We start from the raw sequence: 26,353 nt of genomic DNA on the forward strand, positions 1-26,353 counted from the left end.
TATATTTCTATCCGATAAAGTGCATTGAAAGAATTTATCTTATTATGATTAGACTAAAATCCCTCATTGTTCTCTCTTACTAAACAAATCTTTATGAAAGACTTCTAAATGATTGTACCTTCGGATATTAACCATACCATAAAGTTGTTCTTATCGTGAATTTCTATATCATAAAAAAATGATCGTAATAATTCTTGTCTTTTTTTTATATTTTGCAGATCTTCCAACTTTTTTCCCCTTACTGTATAGATAATGTCCTAAGAAATATGTCTTACTACCATTATACTGAAAATCAATCAGGAAAAATAAGGAGGAAGATTGAAATGGAATGGATTGTGTTATTAATTGGCGGTCTTGGCATACTTTTTGTAGCAGCAATGTTTAAGGATCTTTTTCTAAAGATGGACGTTACAGAAAATGTGAAGGATCACACTTCACATATTGCATATTTTAGTGGGGCTGGCGATACGATTGAAAAAACACAAGTGAAAGAAAGTGAATCCGAGGTACTAGAAAGATGGCAGGAAGACGAAATAAACAGGATAAACGAAGAAACGGTTGTACGCGACCAATTAGAGAATGATCGCCTATTTCAAGATGACCAGCATAGAAAGTTGCAAGAAGTAGGTGAACAACATTCTTTGAGGAAGCACAGCTGCTTGAAGATCTTTCAGATCGATTCAACCCATATAAGGATGTTGGAACGGATATGAATATAGACATACATTACCATGGAGTAGTTGATGACCCATTAGATATCCTTGAAGACGAAGTGGCTGACACAATGTACCAAGATTTTTACAATAATAATGATTAAATTTTGAATGTTATTAATGAAATCTCTCTGAAAATAATAAGTTCCAAAGACCTATATTACTTTTATGAAGAAGTGCTAATATTTTTCTATAGTTAGATCACTAGTGAAGAGATCCATGCTCCGATGAAAGTCTATGTCATATTGTTTTTCATTATTGAAACTAGTTAAAAAGATCTATTTTTCTAACGACCCCATAAAAATTAAAAGTTTATTCGAATAACTAGATGTCTACAAAAAAAGACAAAAATTGACGAGGTGACGAATGATGAAAGACAAATTGATGAAAACTGGAGCAGCACTACTTATTGCTGGTTTTACAGTAACTGGAACAGGGTATGCATGGGCAAATGGATTAGATTCATTTAAAAAAGATTCTACAGAATATGTAGCCGAGGAATCACAAGAAGTGGACGTTACTACAGAGGAAAATATAGCGATTGATGAAATACATGCAGATGATGAAACTGTTAATGAAGAGCTTGAGAATGAAGCGGATGAAACAGCAGAAAATGCTAATCAAGAAGAAATAGAGAATGGAGCAGACGAGAATGTGAATGATACTGATCAAGAAGATGAAACTTTGGAAGAGGTTGATAAAGAAGAAGCAGAGAACGATGACAAATCAGTAGAAGACTCTGATAAAGGGGAAGTAGAGGACGAAGCGGACGAAGATGAAGTTGCCCAAGAAGAAGTAGAAGATGGAGCAACTGAAACGGAAGAAAGTACACTTCCTGCTACACCAGAAGGTTATAAGGCTGGTAATCTAGCTGCTCTTGGAAAAGCCTACGGAAATGTGAAAAATCCAACAGCAAAAGCTGCAATTAAGCGTAATATGGAACGTTCAGTTGAAAGATGGGAGAACAAGCAATCGAAAGCTGAACAATCAAAGCAAACAACAGAACCAAAGGAAACTGAAGTAAAAGAAGAAACTGTTAAAGCTGATTCACCAGTTAAACAAGAAAAGGCGACTAAAAAAGCTCCACAAGCTCAATTGAATGCAAAGCATGCTGAACAGAGAAAAGAGTTAAGAGATACTCAAAAAGCAGAGCGTGAAGCACAAAAAACAGAACGAAAAGCGGGAAAAGAACAAAAGCAAAAGAATGGAAAAACGAACTAATTTCAGAAAACTTCTTTTCAATTTTCAATCTACCTTCTATAGTTAATAGGAATGTTGTTTGGTAAGAACGGAGAGATACCAATGCTTTTGTCTATCATACAAGGAGTATTCAATAATAAGTCCAATACAGAATTGAAAGAGCTTGTATTGAAGGCAAAAAAAGGCGATGAGAAGGTCATGAACGAACTTCTCATCGCCTATACTCCGTTTATGAAAAAAACTGCATCAGTAGTCTGTAAACGATTTATTAGTGAGCATGATGATGAATTTAGCGTAGCTTTAAAAGGTTTCTATGAAGCTATATTACAATATAATCCCGACGAGAAGACTTCATTGAAGACTTTTTCACATTTAATTATTAAAAGAAGACTCATTGATTATATGCGCAAAGAATCAAAAAGAAATGAAGAACTAATTGTATTAAATGATGAAGATAGGGAAGCAGGTGCAAATCCTCAACATTATGTATTCAACGAAATGTCGATATCCTCATTTTTGAAAGAACAGCAAGCTGTTGAGCGCCGTGAAGAGATTAAGGAATATTCACAGGTTCTTAAGGAATATGGCTTGTCGTTTCAAGAGTTAGTAGTATCCTCACCCAAACATGATGATTCAAGAAAAATAGCTTTTAATATTGCACAAATCATTTCTTCAACACCCGATTTTTATAGTTATTTTATCGAAAAGAAAAGACTACCGATAAATGAGCTTACATCCATTACCAAATTGTCTAGAAAGACAATTGAACGAAATAGAAAATATATTGTGGCGGTTACACTGCTAATTAACAGTAACTTTGTATACCTAAAGGAATACATTAGAGAGGAACTTTTATGATGCGGAAAAAGAGAGGCATTGTTTGCGAAAAGAAAAAATATTATTCAATCCTTCTAACAGATAAAGGGGAATTCTTACGCGGAATTCCGATGAAAGATAAAATAGAGATAGGAGATGAAGTTGAATTTCTTCAAGTTCTTTGGCCATTTCTATTTAATAGAAAAGTTAATCCAGCAATTATTGGAGCCGCTTTGATTGCAGCCATGCTTCTCTTTTTATCCGCTTCATTCTTGTTTCCGAATACGAGTACTGTGATGGCTTATGTACAACTAGATACAGACGAGGCAATGGAGTTTGGGGTCGATAAGAAAGGTAATGTCGTTTCCTTACGTCATTTGAAAGAATCGGCTTCAGAATTGGAGAATAGCTTTGAAAAATGGAAGGGGAAACCCTTACGTAGGGTATTAGATAGTGTAATAAAGGATTTATCTACAAATCCTAATGATGTACAAGTTATGATTACAACGATTTTTCCGAACGGAGAAAAAAAACCTATAGTGCACGAAATTATAGAAAGTGCTGTAAGTGATGTTCAAAAGTCATATAAAGAAGTGACCTTAGAAGTTAACGAAAGTACGTTTGAAGACAGAATGACAGCAAATAAACAGCAAATGTCAGTTCATGAATATAAAAAAAGTGATCAGGAAATTTCTGAGCCGGAAATAAAGGAATCTTCAGTAAAAGTTGAAAAAGAGACAAAATTAGATTCTAAAAATCAGAAGAAAGATCAGGAGCCTATACAACATAAGGAAAAACAAGAGAAAATATCAAATTCTAAAAATCAGGAAAAAGAACAAGAAAAAAAGGTACAGCCAATAAAGCAGCAGAAAAATCAAGAATTCCCGAAACAACCGAATAAGAAATCAGATGAAAGTAATCCAGCAAGTGAAAATCAAGTAGAACATAAGAGACCTAATAATTCAAAGACTAAAAAAGAAAAAGAGAAAAATCCTCAAAAGGATAAAGCAAAAGATTTCGAGCATCCTCCGAAAAAGAAGGAGCAGCCTACTAATCCTTCTTTAGATAATAATGGGAATAAGAAAAAGCAGGATTCTTCATCTAGAGGAGAAAAAAACAACTCAAGTAAAGATAAAAAACCGTGATGTATTGTCGGTTGGCTTAAAAAATATTGTTGAGGTTAGTTGATTATTTAATAGAAAGTGAAAATAAGGGCTATGGGGCTGTACTTATTTTTGAAGTGTATTATATGGAAGACTTCTATACTGATCTGTCATTTATCTCTCATTATAAACAATCAATTTTGATAGATATTCTTTATATTTCAGTGTGTATGTTTTTTTCTTTTTCCCCTGATTTAAGCACGTCTTTTTTTTGATTATGAAGATTGAAACATACGCCTGTATCTGTGTTCCCATTTAATACTCCAATTCAATAACTTAACATGATGAACAAGATCATGGCGACCATGATCTTGTTCAAACGAACTGGTAATACTCTTATCTTTTCACTGCATGCACGTAATGAATTGTTTCAAATGCTGTTAAATAATCATTTCGATTATTAAAATAAAGCTCATTAATTTTCGTTGGTGATAAATGTTCGTATATGAGTAGACCTGATGCTTCTAATAAACTCTCCATTTCAGAATAATAAAAGCACGATTTCATAGGCTATCCCCCAGCAGCAACCATTTTTAGCATATTTTCTACTCTATTAGAAATGCCTCTTTCTTCAAAAAGTTTTTCGTCTGCATAATCAAAGACTATGGAACTGCCTGATGGTACTGTCGTAAATAATTCATTGATTAAGTTTGCTAATTCTTCCTTCTTTAAATAAAAGGAAACACCTAACAGACTAAAAAACGTTTTTTTATTCTCAATTCCTTGATCGATTAATTTTTGAGTGGAATACTTCTTAGTGAAATCCATTGGAACAAAATGAAGGTTACTCGGTATTCTAAAATTTGTTTCTTCTAATCTATTCTTTTTAAAATCTTGCGTGGCTGGATAATCAATCTCGTATATATCTAGAATGCTTTCTAATTCCGGGTGGCGAAAGCAAAATGTATCTAACCCAGCCCCAAGAATAACATATTGGGTAACCACCGAAAAAAAAGGCCCTTTCTCACTTTAATGGTAAGAAAAGGCTTTTATTCTATAATCTTTCATCATACCAAACTATTTAATCCAGGCACCGTCAGTTCCAAGTTTATTTTCTGCTGCTCAGGCCTATATTGGTCTGATTTTCGACCCAAAAGTAATCCCCATTGACAGCCCAGCGTCTTCCGGAGAATAAACTCTGAGCTAATTCCCCACCAATACGCGGATACGGAATAATGTCCCACGCTTTGGCTCTGGCATAATAATTGTCAAGCTGCTCTTGGGTATTAACCACAGTAGTATCGGACACATATATGCCTGATTGCTTTAACTCAATGTATTTTTGTTGGGTTATATTTGGAGTAGTTAAGGGCCTGTTTCCTACCATCCCTTCAATTCCCCAACCATCAACTAAAGCAAGGATACCCTCGTCAACTCCGTTGGTAGAAACGCCATCTTTAAAAGCCTGATTGAATTCTGTCCTGCGGAATAATTTTAAAGTCCGGGTTTTTAGTGTTGGTGTATGGGACAGATGTTGTATTTGTGTTATTTTTATATAAGGTGTTCTAGTCAATTTTTTTGATGAAAAGGAATTTGATTTTTAAACCGAATAAGAGCTGCCAACTTTTTATGAAGCATTAAACATCATTGATAAGATGTAAAAGCCTGCTTTTGAAACATTATGAAAATTACTGTATGCTAAATCCCCTTTGAAAGCACAGAGTTTCCTCCTAGTTTGGTGCAGCCATACTAAAACAATTATTTTTTTCGCAAGGCGTTCCCTGCAAAGGGCAGTTGCCCCCATTGCTTTAATAAAAATAAATTGTTTTTAAAAAAGGACTTTACAGTTTAGACATCAAATGATATATTCTAAGCAACTGGTTATGACAACACTACATATGTTTTTATGTGTCTTGAGGAGATTGCTATGATTGATATGGATAGTCGCTTGCCACTGTATTATCAATTAATGGATATTATTATTGAAAAAATCAACAAGGGTGAACTAAAAGACCACGATAAACTTCCTTCTGAAAGACAGTTATGTGAACAATATAATGTGAGCAGGACGACTGTCAGACAAACAATGCAAGAGTTAGAGAAGGAAAAACTTATTTATAAGAAGCACGGAAAAGGTAGTTTTGTATCACCAAAGGTTATTAATCAAAGTTTGGTTAAGTTTTATAGTTTTACTGAAGAAATGAAAAAAATCAATAAAACTCCTTCAACAAAAGTAATCAAGTTTGAAGTCATTAAGTGTGAAGGAAAGCTAACAAAGAAAATGGGTTTAGCCGAAGGTGAATTATTATACAAAGTAACAAGATTACGTTTGGCGGATCATGTTCCAATGTTATACGAAACTTCATACTTACCTGTTAGTAGATTCCCAGGATTAAAGGAAACATATTTGGAGAAAATTCCAATGTATAATATTTTCAATGATAAATATCAAACAGAAATAACAGGGGCAAACGAACGGTTTCAGGTAACGATTCCTACAGACGAGGAGGCAAAACAACTTAAGATCAATAAAGGTGCCCCTTGCCTTCATATAGAAAGAGTTACACATGAAGGTTCATCCGTCATAGAATATACGAGTACAATAGCTAGAGGTGACAAGTTCACTTACTTTGTTGAGTTAAAGTGAACTTTTTCATAAGTTATCTGGTAGTGACAACATGACGTTATAATAAAAAAGAAGGGTGATAAATGTGAGTGATCAGCAAGTGAATATGTCAGATACACTGAGAGAAATTGGACAACAGCCATCTTTATGGAAAAAAACAATCGTCCATTTTTCAAAAAAAGTCGAATTGTTGAATTCATTTTTAAGAGATATTGAAAGGCAACATAAACGTGTTAGGGTTATTTTTACGGGGGCGGGCTCCAGTGCATTTGTTGGGGAAACACTTTATCCGCATATCCGCCGTGAAATTAATCAAAGAGGTTGGGATGCCGAATGTATTTCAACGACTAACCTTACATCTACACCGGATTTATTTTTAGATGAGAATGTGCCAACTATTATCGTTTCATTTGCAAGGTCCGGAAACAGCCCTGAAAGTATTGCGGCCGTGGAACTTGCCGACAAGATCATTAAAGATTTTTATGAAATTACAATCACTTGCAATAGTGAAGGCGCCCTTGCCAATAGGAAAAGAGAAGAAGGTAAGCAACTTGTATTAATATTACCTGAGGAATCCAATGACAAAGGTCTTGCGATGACAAGTAGTTTTTCAACAATGATGTTAACGGCGTTATATCTTTTTACGAATGATAAGGAGAATTTTTCCGAAAAACTTGAAAAAGTAGCGAGCGCCGGTGAAAAAATGTTAAGTGCCTGTACTGAGCTTCTTCCTAATCTTGTAAAAGAAGACATTTCAAGACTTGTATATCTTGGTTCAGGTGTATTTGAAGGTTTGTCACGGGAATCAGCCCTTAAATTTTTGGAGCTGACAGGTGGGAAATTCTCAACCATGTTTGATACATCATTAGGATTTCGTCATGGTCCAAAGTCATTTTTAAATAATAAGACGATGGTTGTTGTGTATCTATCCAATCAAGAATATACAAGAAAATATGATTTGGATATGCTGGAAGAGTTGTATTATGAGAAAAATCGCGGACCTTTAGTTGCTATTTCTGGAATGGAAGACCCATTTATTAAAAAGCATAGTGATATACAAGTAGTGAATCCCGAGCTTGTATCATTGGAGGATGTGTGGTTAACATTCCCATATGTCATATTTGCGCAATCATTTGCATATGAAAAATCTTTGGATAGCGGAATATCTCCAGATAATCCTTCTCCAGACGGTTTAATCAACAGAGTGGTCCAAGGAGTAAAAATCCATCCTTATGGGGGAAACGAATAATGTATAGACAAGCTAGAAACTTAGTTTTAGAGGCACAAGGTAAAAATTATGCAGTCCCAGCTTTTAATACACATAATATGGAAATTGCAAAGGCAGTGCTTGAAACGGCGGAAGAAATGAATTCACCTGTACTGCTCGCCTTAACACCAGGAACCATTAAATATGTGGGTGAAGAATTCATTGTTGGTATTATGGAGGCTGCCCGAAAAGTATATAGCGTTCCATTTGAGTTTCATTTGGACCATCACGAAAATGTGGATGACATCAAAAGATTGATCGATGCAGGGATTCGCTCTGTTATGATTGATGCCAGTCATCATCCATTTGAAGAAAATATTCGGATTGTTAAAGAAGTGGTTGATTACGCTGGCCCTAGAGGAGCCATTGTTGAGGCTGAGCTGGGACGTTTGAGCGGGATTGAAGATGATATGAGCGTCGATGAAAAAGATGCAATCTACACAAATCCAGATCAGGCACAGGAATTTGTTGAACGAACTGGAATTAACTCTTTGGCTGTTGCGATTGGTACAGCACATGGACTATATAAAGGGGAGCCGAAACTTGATTTAGAGCGTTTAAATGAAATTCAGAAGGTTGTTGATATTCCTCTTGTCCTACATGGTGGTTCCGGACTTCCAGATGCCCTTGTCCAGGAAACGATACGGATGGGGATATGTAAAGTGAATGTTTCGACTGAATTGAAGAATGCTTTTGCTTCAGGTTTACGTGGCTACTTTAGTGAGCATCCGGAAGAAAACGATCCGCGTAAATATTTCGAAGGGGCAACCGCAGAATTGAAACAGGTTGTTAAGAATAAAATCAATATGTGTCACAGTGGACAGAAAGCATAGGAGATTTGAATGATTATTACAATCACACTTAATCCTGCTATCGATGTTTCTTACCAATCGCACCACTTTCAGCTGAATAAAGTGCAGCGTGTGGCAAATGGCAGTAAAACAGCGGGTGGTAAAGGTTTAAATGTTTCGAGGGTATTAAAACAATTAGGATGTGAGCCACTATGTACCGGCTTTTTGGGGGGACATAGTGGTTCGTGGATAAAAAGTCGGCTAAACCAAGAAGGGCTAGATCACTCATTTATTGAAATTAATGAAGAAACAAGAACTTGTCTTGCGATCATTGATAATCAATATGGTACACAAACGGAGTTGCTAGAGGAAGGCCCATTTATAACGATTGCGGAAAAGGATAAATTTTTATCTGAGTTTTCCAAGATGTTGGAAAAGGCAAAGTTGATTACGGCATCGGGTAGTTTGCCTAAGGGGATTCCTCTAGACATTTATTCGGAAATTAGTGAAATGGCTAATGCGTCAAACGTTCCATTTATATTGGACACTAGTGGAAAAGCGCTTGAATATGGCATCCAAGGAAGACCATTTTTAATCAAACCAAATAAAGAAGAACTATGTCAATATGTTGGCAAACAAGAATTGACAATGGATGAAATGATCGACGCAGCGAAAAAAATTTGTGAAACGGGAGTTCAATATGTGCTCGTATCCTTAGGTAAAGAAGGAGCTCTTTTAGTAGGGCATGACACCGTATTGCTTGCGGAAATCCCCGAAATTCCAGTCATAAATCCAGTGGGTTCTGGTGATAGTATGTTGGCAGGGATGGCATATGCACTGAAAAATCAATATGATTTCAAAACCTGCCTAAAATGGGCGTGTGCTTGTGGAATGTCAAATGCAATGGAAGCAAAAACCGGGGAGATTCATTTACATAAGGTACAAGAACTATTAACTAAAATTGATGTAACCGTTTTATAAATATAGTGGGCTTTATCCTACGAATTCCATAACAAACGAGAAGACTCTATTCTATTCCCATTTACAATTTACAATTTTTGTAAACAACCATATTGAAAGCGCACGCAAAAAGGGTCCACCTATTTTAATGAATAACAATAGATTATTACTTTAGAAGTTAAATAGGACTTGCAGACATGTTTTATAAACAAAAAAATATATTCATATAAAGGGGAAGATTATTCTATGACAAAAGTAACAATTATTGGGGCAGGAAGCGCCTTTACACAAAACTTAGCGGTAGATATATTAAATATTCCTGGATTAGATGAAGGAAGTATTGGACTTGTAGATATCGATGAATATCGGTTGGAAATCGCCCATCAACTAGTAGAAAAAATTATTAAGCTTACAGGAAAAAGGTGGACAGTGGAATCTTCCATAAATAGAAGAGAGATCTTGCCTGGTTCAGATTTTGTCATCAATCAAATTGAAGTAGCAGGTTTGTATACAGTGAAAGCGGAATATGAAATACCTTTAAAATATGGGGTGAATCAATGTATTGGGGATACTCTTGGTCCTGGTGGGCTTTTTAAAACATTACGTACCCTTCCAGAATGGATAAAGATTGTGGAAGATATCAATGAGCTTTGTCCAAATTCAACGATATTGAACTATACAAATCCTATGTCCGCAGTAACCCTTGCAACGACGAGGGTTTCAAAGATTCCTGTTGTCGGATTATGTCATTCAATTCAAAATACATCAAGGCAATTATCAGAATATTTAGAAGTGCCTTACGAACAACTGGAGTGGAAAGCGGCTGGCATTAATCACATGTCATGGTTTACTAAACTGACCCATGATCAAAAGGATATGTATCCAGTATTAAAAGATAAAATAGCCAACGATCCAAACTTATTATTAAAGGATCCAGTTCGCTTTGATTTTATGAAATACTTAGGGGCGTTTGTTTCCGAGTCTAGTGGCCACTTCTCAGAATATATTCCTTACTATCGAAAACGACAAGACTTAATCGATCAACATTGTAGTGCTGGATATAATGGTGCAACTGGATTTTATGCAAATAATTGGCCGACATGGAGAAAAGAGAATGATGCGGAGATATTACGCAAGATTTCCGGTGAAGAGGAAATCAGTTTGGAATCAAGTAATGAATACGCCGCCGATATTATAGAAGCAATGGTAACGAAAACTCCGAAGATTATCTATGGAAATGTAGCAAACGAAGGGGTAATTCAAAATCTACCTCATGATGGGATTGTTGAAGTAGCCTGTCTTGTTGATGGAAACGGCATTCAGCCTACTAAGTTTGGGAAACTTCCTGAACATCTAGCTGCTCTATGTAGAAGCAATATGGCATTCTTTGAATTGGCTGTACAAGCTGTTCTTGAAAAAGATAAAGAAAAAGCATTTTATGCTTTAGCAATTGATCCATTGACTTCGGCAGTCTGCTCATTGGAAGAAATAAGGTCTATGTTCAATGAATTATTTGAAGCAGAAAGAGAGTATATCGGAGATCTTAAATAATAAAAAGCATATTTAAAGGTGGTGAAATATATGGATAGAAATATTTTTATACTAGGAGAAATTAATGCTGATTTAATTATTACAGGTGAAGATGTAACACCAGAATTGAATCGGGAAAAGCTTGTTGACAGATTCGACCAAGTATTGGGATCTTCTTCAGCTATTACAGCAAGTTGCCTAGCAGGAATGGGATACAATGTTTTTTTTGTCGGAGTGGTAGGAAATGATCCGTTTGGTCACTTTTGCTTAGATCAATTACAAAAAAATGGTGTAGATACATCGTATGTAACGATTGCCGATCATTTGCAAACAGGTGTAACAGTCTCTCTTTCTACTAAAGATGACCGCGCTTTATTGACTTATATGGGTGCCATATCGGAATTAACTGAAGAAAATATCCCGGATGATATATATTCCAAGGCTGATCATATACATTTTGGTTCTTTCTATCTCCAAGAAAAGATGAAGAAAAGTTGGAAAACAATTTTTGCAAAGGCTAAAAAGCATTCTATAAGTACATCATTCGATACAGGATGGGATCCACATAATAGTTGGGACAGGGAGGTGATATCGGAAGTAATCCAATTAGCGGATTATTTCATTCCAAGCGAAGATGAAATCCTGAATATATTTAATATTAATGGACTTGACCAGATTATTGATCAGCTTCCCGAGTTAAGTGGGAAGGTTGTTGTTAAAAGAGGTAAAAATGGATCCATCATGATTGAAGAGAGTAAAGATATTCTTGAAGCACCTGCTCTAAAGGTCAATCCGATTGATACAACGGGGGCGGGGGATTCCTTTAATGCCGGATTAATTGCCGGACATCTCCAAAATTTAAAAGGGATTGAATTACTGGAAATGGCAAATGCGTCTGGAGCACTCGCTACCCAAAGAATTGGAGGTGCAAGTAATGTTCCTTCAATGACCGAAGTTAAAGAATTTATGAAAAAAGCGAAAAGTGAAAAAGATGTTGCTCTGTGAACTAAGGTATTTAGTTGAAAGTGAATTAAAAAATAGAAACAAAATTATGGGGGGAACCAAATATTATGAAGAAAAGATTGCTTTCAGCATTAATGTTCGCTTTAGTCTCTATACTAGTTTTGCAAGCGTGTTCAAACAACTCATCTTCTGGCGGCTCAGATTCCGGCAAGGTAAAGCTCGTATGGTGGGCTCATGATAATCCTGCGTTTGTAAAAGCAAATAAGAAGTTTATTGAAGATTACACAAAGGAAAATCCAAATGTGGAGATAGACCTGCAAATTTTTCCATACGATGCTTTCGTTCAAAAATTGAAGACGGCCTATGCTGGAAATGCAGCTCCTGATATCGCCCAAGTTTTTGGCAGCTGGGCGCCACAATATATTAAAAATGGACACCTTTCACCTGTTCCTGATATGTATGCCGATAAGTTAGAAACGGACTTTTTTGAACCTGCTTTAGGTGCTTATACGAAGGATGGAACCATTTACGGGATTCCGCAAGAATACAATTTGGAAAATGGAGGAATGCTTGCAAGTCCCGATATGTTTAAAGAAGCAGGAATTGAATATCCAACAACATGGGACGAACTTGTTGATGCTTCTATCAAACTAACAAAAACCGAGAACATTAAAATCACAACTAAAGGATTCGAGTTTGTGAGTGGAGATAATATTACATTCTTTTTCTTGTCCCTTATTCTTCAACAAGGCGGAGAATATTTAACAGAAGACGGGCATGTGGATTTTGGTACTCCTGAAGCAACAAAGGCAATGAGTGAGATGAAGCGGTTTTTAACAGAGTATAAGGTTACGGACTTTAGAGATTTTGGTGGGGATCTAGATATTTCTGACTTTTTCTTCACAGGAAAGTCAGCAATGGCGTATAGAGGACCTTGGACCATTGCGGAAGGGCAGGAAAACTATGAATTAGGAGAGTTTGACTACATTCCGATGCCAGCCTATGGAAATAGTAAGCCATATTTTGCCGCGGAAACTGGTTGGGGAGAAATTGTTGCAAAATCCAGCAAGCATCAAGAGGAAGCATGGAAATTCGTGAATTATATGACTGAGAAAGAACAATCAAAATACTTTAATATTACTACGTTCACTGTACCTGCCAATATTGCGGCTGCTGAGGATCCGGAGCTTTTGGAAGCTCTACCTAAAATGAAGGCATCTTTGGACATTTTAGAGTACGGTAAATATATCGGTGATTTTGATACAGATTTCTTTAAACAGCAAGTGAATGATAACTTTCAATTGATCGTGGATGAAAAACTTTCAATTGAGGATGGTTTGAAAAAGATTGAAACAGAGATTAATAATATGGTGGATAAACAGAAATAACGAATGGTAATGAACAAAGAAGAGGGTAATCCCTCTTCTTTTAAAAGGAGTGATATTATGCGAGTACAAACCGAGACGAATATGCCAAGCAAAGAGAATCAACATCAAAAGACACTCTCAGACCTATATAAAAAGAAACGGCAATTTATTTTTGTCACCTTAACGCCTATTATGGTTTTGTTTATGATATTCTTTGTGATCCCAATTGTCTGGGGATTGCTTTTATCTTTATACCAGTATAATCCGTTAAATGCCAACTCTCCCTTTGTTGGACTAGAAAACTTTAAAGAGCTACTACGGGATGATGTGTTTAAAAAAACCTTTTGGAATACATTTAAGTTTATTATTATTGCTGTCCCTGGAAATATATTTTTAACATTATTCATTGCCATCGGAATTAGTAAAATTCGGAGCCGTTTTTTTCAAGATACATTCCGTACACTTTACTTTTTGCCATGTATAGCCCCTTTAGCTGCCTCGGCGGTTGTTTGGTCTACCCTTTTTAATTCTGATAGAGGTCTATTCAATATGATTTTAACGAGTATTGGGTTCTCAGGAATTGATTGGTTGACTGACCCAACAATGGCGATGTATTCCGTCATCATTATGACACTTTGGGCTGATATGGGCTTTAATATTGTCATATTTATCGCAGGATTGAATGCTATCCCAGAAATGTTTTATGAGGCAGCTGATCTGGATGGTGCCGGCAAGTGGGACAGGTTTCGAAATATTACAGTTCCTCTTTTGAGTCGTACAACCCTTTTTATTACCATTATGACAAGTTTGTCTTACTTCCAAATGTTTCCGCAATTCCAGGTGCTTACAAATGGGGAACCCCAGAATGAAACGAGGGTATTGGCATTAAGTATTTATGACCATGCTTTTAAGTATTTTAATATGGGTTATGCCTCCGCGATCGCAACGGTTCTATTTTTAATCATTTTAATCATCACGATTATTCAACTTCGTGTCGGCAAATCAAATTGGGAGTACTAGGAGGGCAAGGGTATGAAAGGTAAAGTAGATGTTCCTTATATCATTCTTTTTTTCTTTATTTCTGTAGGAGCAATCATTATGTTTATTCCTTATTTATGGATGGTGTTATCCTCCTTAAAAAGCAATCTGGAAATCATCTCCCCATCATCGGGATTATTCCCAAAATCAATCTCATTTGATGGTTATAAAACTGTTATTCAAGAGGCTCCCTTCATGAGGTGGCTTTTGAATAGTACGATTACGTCGGCGGCCATCACCTTGGTAACGCTATTCACAAGTGCGATAGGCGGTTATGTTTTTGCTAAGTATCGTTTTCGTGGTCAAAAGATCTACTTTGTTTTGCTGCTTGCAACCATGATGGTTCCATTTCAAGTTGTCATGATACCAAGCTATTTGATTATTGCTAAAATGGGATTGTTAAATAATCTGCTTGCTATTATCATTCCAAATTTAGTAAGCGGATTTGGCATCTTTTTAGCGAAACAGTTTATTGAAGCGATTCCAAATGATTTAATCGAGGCTGCCCGTATAGATGGAGCCGGAGAGTTCCGTACATTCTGGAGTATGATTTTACCCCAGTTAACACCAGCATTATCGGCACTGGGAATTTTCACTTTTATGGCAGCGTGGAATGATTATTTATGGCCACTGATTGTGTTGAATGACACCAATAAAATGACAGTGCCATTGGCGTTAGTTTTCTTTAATGGCCAGCATTCTGTCAACTACAATGTGGTTATGTCAGCAGGTGTTCTAATTATGATTCCAGTCGTTATTGTATTCCTGATATTCCAACGGCAGTTTATTAAAGGAATGGCCCTTACCGGTTTGAAATAACGTAATGGCTGTACCTTTTACTTATTGTGTATGTAACTTTTATTAATTAATGTACCGGCGTTGATGAAAAGGGGAGGTTCAAGATATTGGGTAGAAGGAAAATTGTTTTAATTGGAGCTGGTAGCGCCGTTTTTACGCAAGGACTAGTGACTGATTTTATTGTTTCGGAACGTATTGGTCGTTGGGAAATTGCCTTGGTCGATATAGATGAAAGGGCTCTTCAATCGATTACCACACTAACAAAAAAAATGGTCGAAAAGAAAAATGCCGATATTATTATCACTTCTTCTACCAATAGAAGGGAGTTATTGCCTGGTGCGGACGTTGTTGTTACAACCGTTGCAGTGGGGGGAAGAAGGGCTTGGGAAAATGATGTTCTTATCCCTAGAAAGTATGGGGTCTATCAACCAGTCGGGGATACGACAATGCCCGGTGGAATATCAAGGGCATTACGGATGATCCCTGCTATGCTTGAAATTGCAAGGGATGTTAAAGAACTATGTCCTGAGGCTTACTTTTTCAACTATTCAAACCCAATGACAGCAATCTGTACAGCGATAAAAAAAGAAATAGGCATCCCTGTCATCGGATTATGCCACGGTGTAATTCATGTCGAACAGTATTTGGCGAAGTTTCTTGGTGTACCACCCTCGGAATTTAAAACTTTGGGGGTAGGGCTTAACCATCTCACCTTCTTATATGATTTAAGATTAAAAGGTAAAGATGCAAAACCATTATTATTGGAAAAGCTTTCGGAGCAAAAGGGCTTATCGATACACCCAAACTTAGAGGCATTCCGTGAGATGGGCGGATGCGATTCAGATACCCCATTTTATGGAGATAATCCATTTTCATGGGAGTTCTTTGAAAAATATAATGTGTTTCCTGCTGTACTAGACAGACATGTAGTAGAGTTTTTCCCTGAACGTTTCCCAGCAGGGCATTACTATGGAAAGACACTCGGTAAAGATGCATTTTCTTTTGAAAAAGTGATTGAATATGGAGACCGTGAATATGAGAAGATGCATAAACAAGCTATAGACGGAAGTATCAATGAGAGATTATTCCATCGCTCAGAGGGCGAGCACGAACAGCTGGTAGAAATCTTACATTCTTTGTACTCGGATGACAGAAAAGTTTATTCAATAAATATTCCAAATCAAGGTGCAATTCCAAGCTTACCTTATGATGTAGTACTAGAGATGCCAGCTATAGCAACCGCTAAGGGTTTTATACCTTTATTTATAAATGATGTACCTGAAATTCCGAATAGCCTATTACATAATCATATTTCGGTAGTGAATTTGACTGTACGAGCAGCTTTAACAGGTGACTTTTCTATGTTTGTTGAAGCCCTTTTGTTGGATGGATCGGTTAACACAGAAGAAATCGCAGTGAGTTTAGCAAAGGAATTGATTGAAGCACATCGAGAATTTTTACCGCAATTTAGTCATACAGAAATTCCTAGTAAATAAAATATGCTATTTAGAAGGATACAAAGAAATTTCTCTGGTGTGACCTGAATGTAAGAAATAACTACGATCCTAAATGTGGGAGATATTTAATAGTACAAAATGGCAGTTCCAGGAAACAGCTATGTGTGCGAAGGCTAGGATTATGTGCCAGGTTCTAAAACAATTCGTATTTGTTTTAGAACCTGGCATCTATTCTATTAATATCTTATTTACACATGAATCTACTTTTTAATGTCGAACTCCCCATAATCCTAAGTACCTTCTCTGGAATATATCGTCTTCTTATTCTTGACTAGCCCTATCAATATCCATCTTATGGGTTACAAGATGATTATGACTGTACCATTGGCTTTGGTGTTTTTTAACAGTCAAAACACAACAAATTTTAATGTTGTTATGTCTGCCGCTGTCTTAATCATGGTACCCGTCTTTATCGTTTTTCTTATCTTCCAGCACCGCTTTAGTTCATTCAGAATAACAATTCTGTATATGCTAAATTTGCGTTTTGACCTTGCCACCTTGAGCATACTCATACTGTCATGAAGAAAATGCATATACAGAAGGAAGGTAAATGTTGATTAGTATAGAAGAATATACCTAAGTATTAGCTTATTCTTAGATTAATGTGAATGAAGAAGGGAGAATATTGCTTATGGAACAAATTAAATTAGAGGAAAAACTAGAAGACATTACAGGTGTAACTTGTATTTACATTCCTGTGCAAGACGTTTATGAGTCTATTAAATGGTATCAAAAAAATTTAGGATGTGAACCTACAAACCATAATCCTGTTAAACCGGGGATGGAATTATCGATTTTGAGATTTCCTGATCTTAACGGGAATTTCCTTGAACCGGGTCTCAGGCAAACAGTTCCTGCAATATTCCTTATAAAAACAAAACAAGCAGTAGGGGGCTTAGATTTTACATTAGAGAGCAGTGCTCGCCTTCCCCTAGCTTGCTTTATTACTCCCCGAATCCAAGAGATATACAATCGCTTTAAAGAAAACGGAGTAAACATTGTATCTGATATTCCAGAAAATAAGCCTAGTGGACCTAACTTTAAATTTCGTGACCCAGATGGAAATATGTTAGAAATATGGCAGCCCTGAAAACTATAGATAAAAAACAAGGAGCTTTCCTAATGAATACTACACAAATTTAGACATGTAGGAGAAAGCGGGAGAAATTGCCATGGTTATTAATGACGCCGATCGGAATGGAAATTTTAGTTGAAGAAATTCTTGGCGCTTAAGAAATTCCGTTTTAATTAAATGTATAATGAAAAAGGTAGTAAATCCACTTCTGGTTTTTCTACCTTTTTCTTATTGTGCTGTCCCTTAATTTCATCTGATAAATAATACATAGTTATCTTGTTTATGGACATTAATATCTTTATATCATTTGGATATGGAGGATAAAATATGAGCCATAATGGTCAAGAATTTGAAGATGAAATGACGCTAACGAATCGTCAAGGACACCCAATTTCGGATAACCAGAACATTAGAACTATGGGAAATAGAGGACCTTCCACATTAGAAAATTACCATTTCATTGAAAAAATTTCGCATTTTGACCGTGAGAAGATTCCTGAACGTATTGTTCATGCGCGTGGAGCAGGTGCTCATGGGTATTTTGAATCCTATGGGAAGGTGGGAAATGAGCCGATTTCCAAATACACACGGGCTAAGGTATTGCAAAAAGCAGGGAAGCAGACACCTGTTTTCGTTCGTTTTTCTACTGTAGCTGGTGGAGGTCACTCTCCAGAAACCTTACGGGATCCCCGCGGATTTGCTGTAAAGTTTTATACAGAAGAGGGGAACTGGGATTTAGTAGGGAACAACTTAAAGATATTCTTTATTCGTGACGCGATGATATTCCCTGATATGATTCATGCGTTTAAACATGACCCTGTGAACAATCTTCCTGATCCTGAGAGAATGTTTGATTTTGTTTCACAAACACCAGAAGCTACTCATATGATTACCTTTTTATTTTCTCCTTGGGGGATTCCGGCGAATTACCGCCAAATGCAAGGGTCCGGAGTGAACACGTATAAATGGGTAAACAGTGAAGGTGAAGCTGTCCTTATAAAATATCATTGGGAACCGAAGCAAGGTATAAAGAATTTAACGCAAAAAGAAGCAGAGGAAATTCAGGGTAAAAACTTTAACCACGCAACACAAGATTTATATGAAGCGATCGAACGTGGTGAATATCCCGAATGGGAGCTATTCGTACAAATCATGAGTGATGGCGTGCACCCTGAATTAGATTTTGATCCTCTTGACGATACAAAACTATGGCCAAAAGAACAATTTCCTTGGCTGCCCGTGGGAAGAATGGTCCTAAATAAAAATCCTGAAGATTATTTTGTAGAAGTGGAGCAGGCAGCATTTGGCACAGGAGTCCTTGTGGATGGACTTGATTTCTCTGATGATAAAATGCTTCAAGGCAGGACGTTTTCATATTCGGATACACAACGGTATCGCGTAGGTGCAAATTATTTACAGCTTCCAATAAATGCACCGAAAAAACGAGTGGCAACGAATCAAGGAGGAGGGCAAATGCAATATAAAGTGGATCGCGCTCCTGGACAAAATCTACACGTTAACTATGAGCCTTCCGTTCTAGGAGGATTAAAAGAAGCGACCAAAAATGTTAAAGATCATCAACCGCATTATGATGCAACATTAGTAAGGCAAAAAATTGATCGTACCAATGATTTCAAACAAGCTGGTGAAACGTATCGTGCCTTTGATGATGTAGAAAGGGAAGAACTCATATCAAATTTAGTCGATGCACTAAAAATTTGTAATCCCGTTATCCAAGAAAAAATGATTGAATACTTCACAAAAGCTGACCCGGATTATGGAAAACAAGTTGCAGATGGAATCGCGCATTCAAAAAGTGAAAATAATTCGCATACGAGTTCCTCCACTGCGGATAAAACGGTCAAAGATGCAGAAAAAATGGGGCACAAAACAGACGGATATTAAGTACTGAAAAAGAAAGGTGGAAGAAAAACAACTTATTTTTCTTCCACCTATATTATACTCATCTTATTTTTTCACAGCATACACAAAATGAATGATTTCAAATACTGTTAAATAACATCTCGTTTACAAAAATAATGCTCATTTATTTTTTCGGGTGATAGGTGTGCATAAATGAGTATTCTTTTATTGTGAGCGTGTTACCAGATTAATTGTTTCTCCGATGGTTTTAATAGGTGAAGACATAGGGAAGAGTAGTATAAGAGATATGAAACTATTCACACTATTCAACGGTTTGTTTTCTGCCAAAACAATGGAGAAAGGAACTTTTTTATGAAAGTAAAAGATTTTATGATTAATAATGTTTATATCATAAATGAAAATGATAGTGTAAAAAATGCTATAAAACAATTCATAGAACATCATATAGGTGGGATGCCTGTTGTTAATGATAATGGAATTTTAACAGGAATGATTACTGATGGAGATGTGCTGAGGTTTATCAAACCAAAAAATATATTCGCTTTTGATTACTATTCTTCTTTAACTTATGTTTTTGATAAGGAAAAATTAGAAGAGATTGTAATGTGTTTAAAGGATGTCCCCGTCCAGCAAATTGCTAAAAGTCGCTCCATTGTAAAAGTGTTTGAGGATGACGATTTAGAGGTAGTATTGGAATTATTGGCAAAGCATCATTTTAAAAAAGTGCCGGTGGTGGATAAGGAAAATAAAGTAATTGGGGTTATCAGTCGTGGTGATTTGATACGTACAATTCAGGAAACGTTGATAGAGAATTTATAAATAAGAAAAAGGCTGCTTGAAAACAGCCTTTTAGCGAACATGCATTTCATTAGGATCGGCATTATGACGCTCGCCACGATCCAAAGAAGCGATTTTTTCCATATCCGCTTCACTTAATTCAAAATCAAAAATATCGATATTTTCTTTCATCCGTGAAGGCGTGACTGTTTTTGGAATCACAATGACATCTGTTTGTAACTGCCAGCGAAGAATGACTTGAGCAGGTGTTTTTCCGTATTGCTCTGCCAATTCTTTAATGACAGGATCCTCTAACACCTTCGTCCCGTTCATTAAAGGACTGTAGGCTTCTAAATAAATGCCGTGTTTTTTACAAAATTCCTTTAATTCTTTTTGCTGTAAATATGGGTGGCACTCTACTTGGTTAACTGCAGGCACGACTTCACATTCATCCAATATACTCTGCAAGTGCTCAATCTCAAAGTTACAAACGCCAATTGCTTTTGCACGTCCATCTTTATAGATTTTTTCCAATGCTTTGTATGTGTCTACATATTGATCAAAATTTGGTGTTGGCCAGTGGATTAAGTAAAGGTCCACATAATCCAGTCCAAGTTTTTCAAGGCTTTCATCAAATGCCTTTAACGTATTTTCATATCCTTGATCGGCATTCCAAACCTTCGTTGTAATGAATAATTCCTCGCGTGGAACACTAGTTTTAGCTAGCGCTTCTCCGACACCTTCTTCATTTCTATAAATCATCGCAGTATCAATTAAACGATAGCCGGCTTCCAGTGCATGCTCTACAGCATTTGCTGCTTCTTCATTCGGAACCTTCCACACCCCATAGCCTAACTGCGGTGCACGATTCCCATTGTTAAACGTTATGTATTTCATGAAATCGCTTCCTTTCTTTATGTATATTAAAAAGTTTATCATAGATTTTTTAAAAGATGAAATAACTGACATACGCAAAAACCACCTGTGTAGGTGGATTGAGTTTATTGCATTTCCTTTGTTGGTCCCATAATAGGCGGTACAGTTAGTCCTGCCTGGCGTAGTAATACAGTCATTTGCCCTCTGTGATGGGTTTGATGATCGATTAAAGCTCGTAAAAGTGCTCCGCGTAGTGTTGGACCTCCGAATCCATTTACCTCTTCAAGCAAGGACTCGTCGGTTAGTTTAGTCGTTTCTTCTTTATAGGCATTAATAATTTTTTCGTATGCTGCAACTATTTCCGCTACATCAGTAGGGGCAGGTTGGTCTCGCGTAGGGCCAGGAATGTTAAGACCAGCAAAATGGCCAAATGCACCTGCAGCACCAACTAAATGCCAAGCCAACCATCCAAGACTATTATGACCTTCGATGATGGATTGATCCAGCTTATCATTGGTCATAGCTTTAAATACATTTAATGTTCCTGCAGAAGCAACATTCCAATCATTTACAAAATCCTCCACTTTTCGGTACACATACAACACTCCCTTATTATTTTTCGTCACAATTTGAATTATAACTAATAGGAGAGTATGCGTCCAAATGGTTGCTTAAGTTTACTATTTGGTGGTAGAAAAAGTAGCTGAAGGTCACCAATCGAGTTATAGATGACCTTAGCCTTAGAAAAAATAAAGATAAAGTTTGTCAAAAGGAAAATAGTAAAATTCACATCCTTTAACGCTTTAGGAAAAAGCTCAGTTTCAAACTCTAAAATCTATTAGGAAATTGTCTAACGATTGCTTCAGCTATCATATCTGACATTCCTAAAGCTTGCGCCTCAATTTCATCAAAAATTGCAACGTCGGCTTTATAATCTCTTTGAATCATTTTAACCGCTTCGTCTTTTGTTAAATCTAAATGCATGTAAAACATTTTTCTTACATCTTCTATACCTAAGTTAGGGTTAATGCTGCTTAAAAAGGCGGCAATATCATCTGCGTTCCGATACCATTGTTTATTCTTTTCTTCTGCTGTTTTGGTATCTCCTTTTACAGATGCTGTGACTAATTCAGCTGCCAAAATCAGATGTTCTTTTATCAGCATAGCGTATTGATCCGCAATATGATTACCATAAAAAGGTCTGAGACAATTTCCTAGATCTGTTGCATTCCGTAAAAGCCGTTCCTGAACAAATTGTAAATCGGGCAAGTTGAATACAATACTGATAATGGTCATCCTTGTCCAGTTAACATGCTCTTCCCAAAGCAGACGATTCATGCTTATAAAATCAACTACATTTTTCCTTATTACTTGGTTGCTCGGAGTAGTAGCAGCTTTAGCTAATACATATCTTACTGGAGCCGTATACTGTGAAATAGGTCCCCAATAAATAGGTTGTGAATAAGTAGGCATTGTATTTCGAAAGTAGTACATTCTACATTCTCTCCCTATATCCATAAATAGATTTTTTATGTTAGTATACTCAATCTACTGGTATAGGTGATTGTCCTAAGAAAATAAACTCGCTCCATAGGGACGATTTAAAAAAACTGATATATTATCAACCTTTGACCTCATTCTTGCAATAAAACCTTGTGAAAGAACATAGTTTGTCGTGCTATTTTCTTTAACAACATAAAGTTGTTTTACCATTAATTTACTTTACGATAATATAAATCTATTAATATGAAGAAATGGGAGATTCTATGAGATTTAGAAGAATTCATAAAAGTGATATTCTTGAGCTTGACGAGTTATTTAGAAATTGTCTTAAAGATTTAGTCATTCGTGAAAAAAAGGATTCTACCCTTATTGCTGATGAAGTTGAAAATTTAAATCGAGTTGTACAAGAAAGTTACGATAATAATGAAGTGCATTTTTTTGTAACAGAAATCCAAAATAAAATTGTTGGATCTATAGCACTGAAAAGACCTAATCGGGATATTACCGAAAATATTAATACAATTCCAAATGTATATGAGGTTGCGGGCGTATATATACTTCCAAGTTTTCAAAGGCAGGGCGTTGGGCAATTTATGTTCCAACAGATTAAAAAAGAATTAGCCCTTCAAGGTAAAAAGGAATTTTATCTTGATGCTGGTTTTTCAAGTTCGCAACAATATTGGAAACATGTATTAGGAGAACCTTCAGTTATTCTTGAGGATTACTGGGGACAAGGTGAACACCATCTTATATGGTTTCGTACATTAACTTGACCTACTTCATAAATTTGATCCTGTGATAAATTGATTGAGTTATATTTATCATTTTTGGATATGCAGCCTATACAAATTGATAAGTGCCTTCGTAAGATATGAGCAAGAGCCTGTTTTTGAGCTTTTATGGAGGTGACAAAGAGAGAATGGAAAATGTTTTAATTGAAACTGAGAAAGAAAATAAAAGTTTGTGTTCTAATAAAGATACATTCAATATTCATGGGGAATTAAAATGTAGAATAGATCAAATGGATGTAAGTCATGAAAAAATGCATCCTAATATTACCATTTCAGTATGTGGATTCATTGAAATTTTTATTAAAAGCAAAGAAACATGTTACAAATCTAAAAAACTTAAAATCCATCAAGTGAAAAATATTTCAATCATTGTTCCCCCTCATGCCAAATTAAAGTCTGAACTTACCGATTTTCGAATTATTCCAAATTCCCGTCATGGCAATAAATCACCGCTTAAGATTATTTTCTGTTGTAACACCTTCTTCATTAAAAACAAAGAAGAAAATCCGAATTGTTCAGTATTAGTGTCTGATTTTGAGATTACGTTGAATAATGTCAATTTCGAAATAATTCCTGATATGAATATAGAACATAATGAATTCAAAATTGTATCCAATATAATAAGCCTGGAACACTGTATCCCTAATGAGAAAGATGATTGTGGCACGACTAGAAAACGTAATCCTAAAAAATGCAATTGTAAACATATTTGTTACTGTGGCCCATTACATGATGTTGAGCCAGCTGACGATAGCGTGCCAATTCATGATTTCAAACCGACCGTCGTCTTTGAACCAACCAGCGAAATCGAACCGACTGTCGACTTTGACCCAACAAGTGACATCGAACCAACCATCTACTTTGAATCGGCCAGCGAAATCGAACCGACCGTCGACTTTGACCCAACGAGTGAAATCGAACCAACCATCTACTTTGAATCGGCCAGCGAAATGGAACCGACCGCCGACTTTGAATCAACGAGTAACATCGAACCAACCATCTACTTTGAATCGACCAGCGAAATCGAACCGACTGTCGACTTTGACCCAACGAGTGAAATCGAACCAACCATCTACTTTGAATCGGCCAGCGAAATGGAACCGACTGTTGACTTTGACCCGACGAGTGATCTCGAACCAACCATCAGCTTTGAATCGACCAGTAAAATCGAACCGACCGCCGACTTTAACCCAACAAGCGACATCGAATCAACCATCAACTTTGAATCGGCCAGCGAAATCGAACGGACTGTCGACTTTGACCCAACGAGTGACATCGAACCAACTATCTACTTTGAATCGGCCAGCGAAATCGAACCGACCGCCGACTTTGACCCGACGAGTGACATGGAACCAACCATCTACTTTGAATCGGCCAGCGAAATCGAACCGACGGCCGACTTGGAATCAACGAGTGACATCGAACCAACCATCTACTTTGAATCGACCAGCGAAATGGAACCGACTGTCGACTTTGACCCAACGAGTGACATCGAACCAACCATCTACTTTGAATCGGCCAGCGAAATCGAACCGATCGCCGACTTTGAATCAACGAGTGACATCGAACCAACCATCTACTTTGAATCGGCCAGCGAAATCGAACCGACCGCCGACTTTGAATCAATAAGTGACATTGAACCAACTATCTTCTTTGAATCGCCCAACGAAATCGAACCGACCGTCGATTTTGACCCAACGAGTGATATCGAACCAACCTTCGAATTTGAATCGAGCAGCAAAATCGAACCGACCGTCGACTTTGAGCAAACAAGTGACATCGAACCAACCATCAACTTTGAATCGGCCAGCGAAATCGAACCGATCGCCGACTTTGAATCAATAAGTGAAATTGAACCAACTATCTACTTTGAATCGGCCAACGAAATCGAACCGACCGTCGAGTTTGAGCCAACGAGTGATATCCAACCAACCTTCGACTTTGAATCGAACAGCGAAATCGAACCGACTGTAGACTTTGACCCAACGAGTTACATTGAACCAACCTTCGACTTTGAATCAACCAGCGACATCGAATCAACTCGCCACAGCGAACCAAACCAGGACATCCAAGCAATCAATGATTACGATCTGCAACTTGATATAGATGAAATTGATGCAGATTATTCGGAAATGGATAAAGACCTACGGGATGTTAAGTTGAAAGATATTTTGAGGCAAAATTATCCGCAATTACAAGAGCACCTTATCGAGGCAGATACCATATTAGTATCATCGGGCATTATTGGGCAACTCGTAGACAATCAAGAAATTGTCCATTTTGATCGGGTTTGGATTAATAGTGAAAGCATCGAACATTTTTATTATGATTATGCTGGTAATTTGATGGTCTATGAACCTGGTGATTATCGAATCTCCCATTATGTGCTATCCGATGAAATTGGATATTTTTCAATGAATGCAAACGGTGAAATCATTTCTCCATTGAGTTACTATAAGGGAGCGGGTGATGATTATTATATTGATGCCGCAGAAACGATCATAAGTGTAAAAGAAACCCCTGCGGCCTTGCAATTACAGAATGTAACGGGCAACGCTGTTATTCTCTCTCCAAATAAAGAGAGCATTGCGGTAATAGCAATCAAGAAGATTTAGGAAAACTTCTATATAATTTATAGAAGTTTTTTCTTTATTTCGGAGTTAAATTATATCGGTTTCTAGTAGGTTATGCATGGCGGATAAGACTTATGGAGGGTTTAAGTTTATGAAAAATTATGTTAATATTCAAAATATAACAT

23 protein-coding genes and 1 pseudogene are annotated in these 26,353 nt (G+C 36.7%); 19 read left to right on the top strand and 5 right to left on the bottom strand.

Going from position 1 to position 26,353, the window contains the following annotated elements:
* The first annotated feature begins 323 nt into the window (after positions 1 to 323).
* The 4 genes from KHA97_RS21915 (at position 324) to KHA97_RS21930 (ending at position 3,874) form a co-directional block, all read left to right on the top strand.
* Positions 324 to 713 (top strand): hypothetical protein, encoded by a 390-nt coding sequence (locus KHA97_RS21915; protein WP_213126939.1) that lies wholly within the window; start codon positions 324 to 326, stop codon positions 711 to 713.
* 366 nt (positions 714 to 1,079) lie between these two features.
* On the top strand, positions 1,080 to 1,934 hold the full coding sequence (locus tag KHA97_RS21920) for a hypothetical protein (RefSeq protein WP_213126940.1): 855 nt from the start codon (positions 1,080 to 1,082) through the stop codon (positions 1,932 to 1,934).
* A gap of 81 nt (positions 1,935 to 2,015) precedes the next feature.
* Positions 2,016 to 2,771, top strand: coding sequence for an RNA polymerase sigma-I factor (sigI, locus tag KHA97_RS21925; protein WP_213126941.1), 756 nt, complete (start codon positions 2,016 to 2,018; stop codon positions 2,769 to 2,771).
* Positions 2,768 to 3,874 (top strand): anti-sigma factor domain-containing protein, encoded by a 1,107-nt coding sequence (locus tag KHA97_RS21930; protein ID WP_213126942.1) that lies wholly within the window; start codon positions 2,768 to 2,770, stop codon positions 3,872 to 3,874. The genes sigI and KHA97_RS21930 overlap by 4 nt, the downstream gene beginning before the upstream one ends.
* 354 nt (positions 3,875 to 4,228) lie before the next feature.
* On the opposite strand, the pseudogene KHA97_RS21935 reads toward KHA97_RS21930, so the two are convergent.
* Positions 4,229 to 4,828: pseudogene (locus tag KHA97_RS21935) on the bottom strand (class I SAM-dependent methyltransferase); the annotation flags it as partial.
* A 112-nt stretch (positions 4,829 to 4,940) separates the two neighbouring features.
* Positions 4,941 to 5,405, bottom strand: a complete 465-nt coding sequence (locus tag KHA97_RS21940) for a hypothetical protein (RefSeq protein ID WP_213126943.1) — start codon at positions 5,403 to 5,405, stop codon at positions 4,941 to 4,943.
* A 354-nt stretch (positions 5,406 to 5,759) separates the two neighbouring features.
* On the opposite strand from KHA97_RS21940, the gene KHA97_RS21945 reads away from it, so the two are divergent.
* The 13 genes from KHA97_RS21945 to KHA97_RS22005 all read left to right on the top strand — a co-directional run bounded on the left by KHA97_RS21945 (position 5,760) and on the right by KHA97_RS22005 (position 20,467).
* Positions 5,760 to 6,479: a GntR family transcriptional regulator gene (locus KHA97_RS21945; protein WP_213126944.1), complete on the top strand. Its 720-nt coding sequence runs from the start codon at positions 5,760 to 5,762 to the stop codon at positions 6,477 to 6,479.
* A gap of 64 nt (positions 6,480 to 6,543) precedes the next feature.
* Positions 6,544 to 7,707 (top strand): SIS domain-containing protein, encoded by a 1,164-nt coding sequence (locus KHA97_RS21950; RefSeq protein WP_213126945.1) that lies wholly within the window; start codon positions 6,544 to 6,546, stop codon positions 7,705 to 7,707.
* Positions 7,707 to 8,558 (top strand): tagatose-bisphosphate aldolase subunit GatY, encoded by an 852-nt coding sequence (gene gatY / locus KHA97_RS21955; protein WP_213126946.1) that lies wholly within the window; start codon positions 7,707 to 7,709, stop codon positions 8,556 to 8,558. Before KHA97_RS21950 ends, gatY begins: the two co-directional genes overlap by 1 nt.
* A gap of 9 nt (positions 8,559 to 8,567) precedes the next feature.
* Positions 8,568 to 9,497: a 1-phosphofructokinase gene (gene pfkB, locus KHA97_RS21960; protein WP_213126947.1), complete on the top strand. Its 930-nt coding sequence runs from the start codon at positions 8,568 to 8,570 to the stop codon at positions 9,495 to 9,497.
* A gap of 225 nt (positions 9,498 to 9,722) precedes the next feature.
* On the top strand, positions 9,723 to 11,027 hold the full coding sequence (gene melA, locus KHA97_RS21965) for an alpha-galactosidase (protein WP_213126948.1): 1,305 nt from the start codon (positions 9,723 to 9,725) through the stop codon (positions 11,025 to 11,027).
* Positions 11,028 to 11,057: 30 nt separating this feature from the next.
* Positions 11,058 to 12,011 carry a carbohydrate kinase family protein gene (locus KHA97_RS21970; RefSeq protein WP_213126949.1) on the top strand — a complete coding sequence of 318 codons (954 nt, stop codon included), beginning with the start codon at positions 11,058 to 11,060 and terminating at the stop codon, positions 12,009 to 12,011.
* A 65-nt stretch (positions 12,012 to 12,076) separates the two neighbouring features.
* Positions 12,077 to 13,357, top strand: a complete 1,281-nt coding sequence (locus KHA97_RS21975; RefSeq protein WP_213126950.1) for an ABC transporter substrate-binding protein — start codon at positions 12,077 to 12,079, stop codon at positions 13,355 to 13,357.
* 57 nt (positions 13,358 to 13,414) lie between these two features.
* Positions 13,415 to 14,356: a carbohydrate ABC transporter permease gene (locus KHA97_RS21980; protein ID WP_233713722.1), complete on the top strand. Its 942-nt coding sequence runs from the start codon at positions 13,415 to 13,417 to the stop codon at positions 14,354 to 14,356.
* Positions 14,357 to 14,368: 12 nt separating this feature from the next.
* Positions 14,369 to 15,193 (top strand): carbohydrate ABC transporter permease, encoded by an 825-nt coding sequence (locus KHA97_RS21985; protein WP_213126951.1) that lies wholly within the window; start codon positions 14,369 to 14,371, stop codon positions 15,191 to 15,193.
* Between the two features lie 86 nt (positions 15,194 to 15,279).
* Positions 15,280 to 16,668, top strand: coding sequence for a family 4 glycosyl hydrolase (locus tag KHA97_RS21990; RefSeq protein ID WP_213126952.1), 1,389 nt, complete (start codon positions 15,280 to 15,282; stop codon positions 16,666 to 16,668).
* Positions 16,669 to 17,320: 652 nt separating this feature from the next.
* Positions 17,321 to 17,779, top strand: a complete 459-nt coding sequence (locus KHA97_RS21995) for a VOC family protein (protein ID WP_213126953.1) — start codon at positions 17,321 to 17,323, stop codon at positions 17,777 to 17,779.
* Between the two features lie 312 nt (positions 17,780 to 18,091).
* Positions 18,092 to 19,669, top strand: a complete 1,578-nt coding sequence (locus tag KHA97_RS22000) for a catalase (RefSeq protein ID WP_213126954.1) — start codon at positions 18,092 to 18,094, stop codon at positions 19,667 to 19,669.
* 330 nt (positions 19,670 to 19,999) lie between these two features.
* Complete coding sequence (locus KHA97_RS22005) at positions 20,000 to 20,467, top strand: CBS domain-containing protein (RefSeq protein ID WP_213126955.1); 468 nt, start codon at positions 20,000 to 20,002, stop codon at positions 20,465 to 20,467.
* A 30-nt stretch (positions 20,468 to 20,497) separates the two neighbouring features.
* Here the strand turns inward: KHA97_RS22005 and KHA97_RS22010 are convergent, their stop codons facing one another.
* The 3 genes from KHA97_RS22010 to KHA97_RS22020 form a co-directional block, all read right to left on the bottom strand.
* Positions 20,498 to 21,322: an aldo/keto reductase gene (locus KHA97_RS22010; protein ID WP_213126956.1), complete on the bottom strand. Its 825-nt coding sequence runs from the start codon at positions 21,320 to 21,322 to the stop codon at positions 20,498 to 20,500.
* Positions 21,323 to 21,426: 104 nt separating this feature from the next.
* Complete coding sequence (locus KHA97_RS22015) at positions 21,427 to 21,897, bottom strand: DinB family protein (RefSeq protein ID WP_213126957.1); 471 nt, start codon at positions 21,895 to 21,897, stop codon at positions 21,427 to 21,429.
* A 232-nt stretch (positions 21,898 to 22,129) separates the two neighbouring features.
* Positions 22,130 to 22,795 (bottom strand): hypothetical protein, encoded by a 666-nt coding sequence (locus KHA97_RS22020; protein WP_213126958.1) that lies wholly within the window; start codon positions 22,793 to 22,795, stop codon positions 22,130 to 22,132.
* Between the two features lie 272 nt (positions 22,796 to 23,067).
* On the opposite strand from KHA97_RS22020, the gene KHA97_RS22025 reads away from it, so the two are divergent.
* Both KHA97_RS22025 and KHA97_RS22030 read left to right on the top strand, forming a co-directional pair.
* Positions 23,068 to 23,577 (top strand): GNAT family N-acetyltransferase, encoded by a 510-nt coding sequence (locus tag KHA97_RS22025; RefSeq protein WP_213126959.1) that lies wholly within the window; start codon positions 23,068 to 23,070, stop codon positions 23,575 to 23,577.
* 146 nt (positions 23,578 to 23,723) lie between these two features.
* Positions 23,724 to 26,210 carry a hypothetical protein gene (locus KHA97_RS22030; RefSeq protein WP_213126960.1) on the top strand — a complete coding sequence of 829 codons (2,487 nt, stop codon included), beginning with the start codon at positions 23,724 to 23,726 and terminating at the stop codon, positions 26,208 to 26,210.
* Positions 26,211 to 26,353 lie beyond the last annotated feature (143 nt).

Source organism: Lederbergia citri (assembly GCF_018343625.1).
Taxonomy (GTDB): Bacteria; Bacillota; Bacilli; order Bacillales; family Bacillaceae_C; genus Lederbergia; species Lederbergia citri.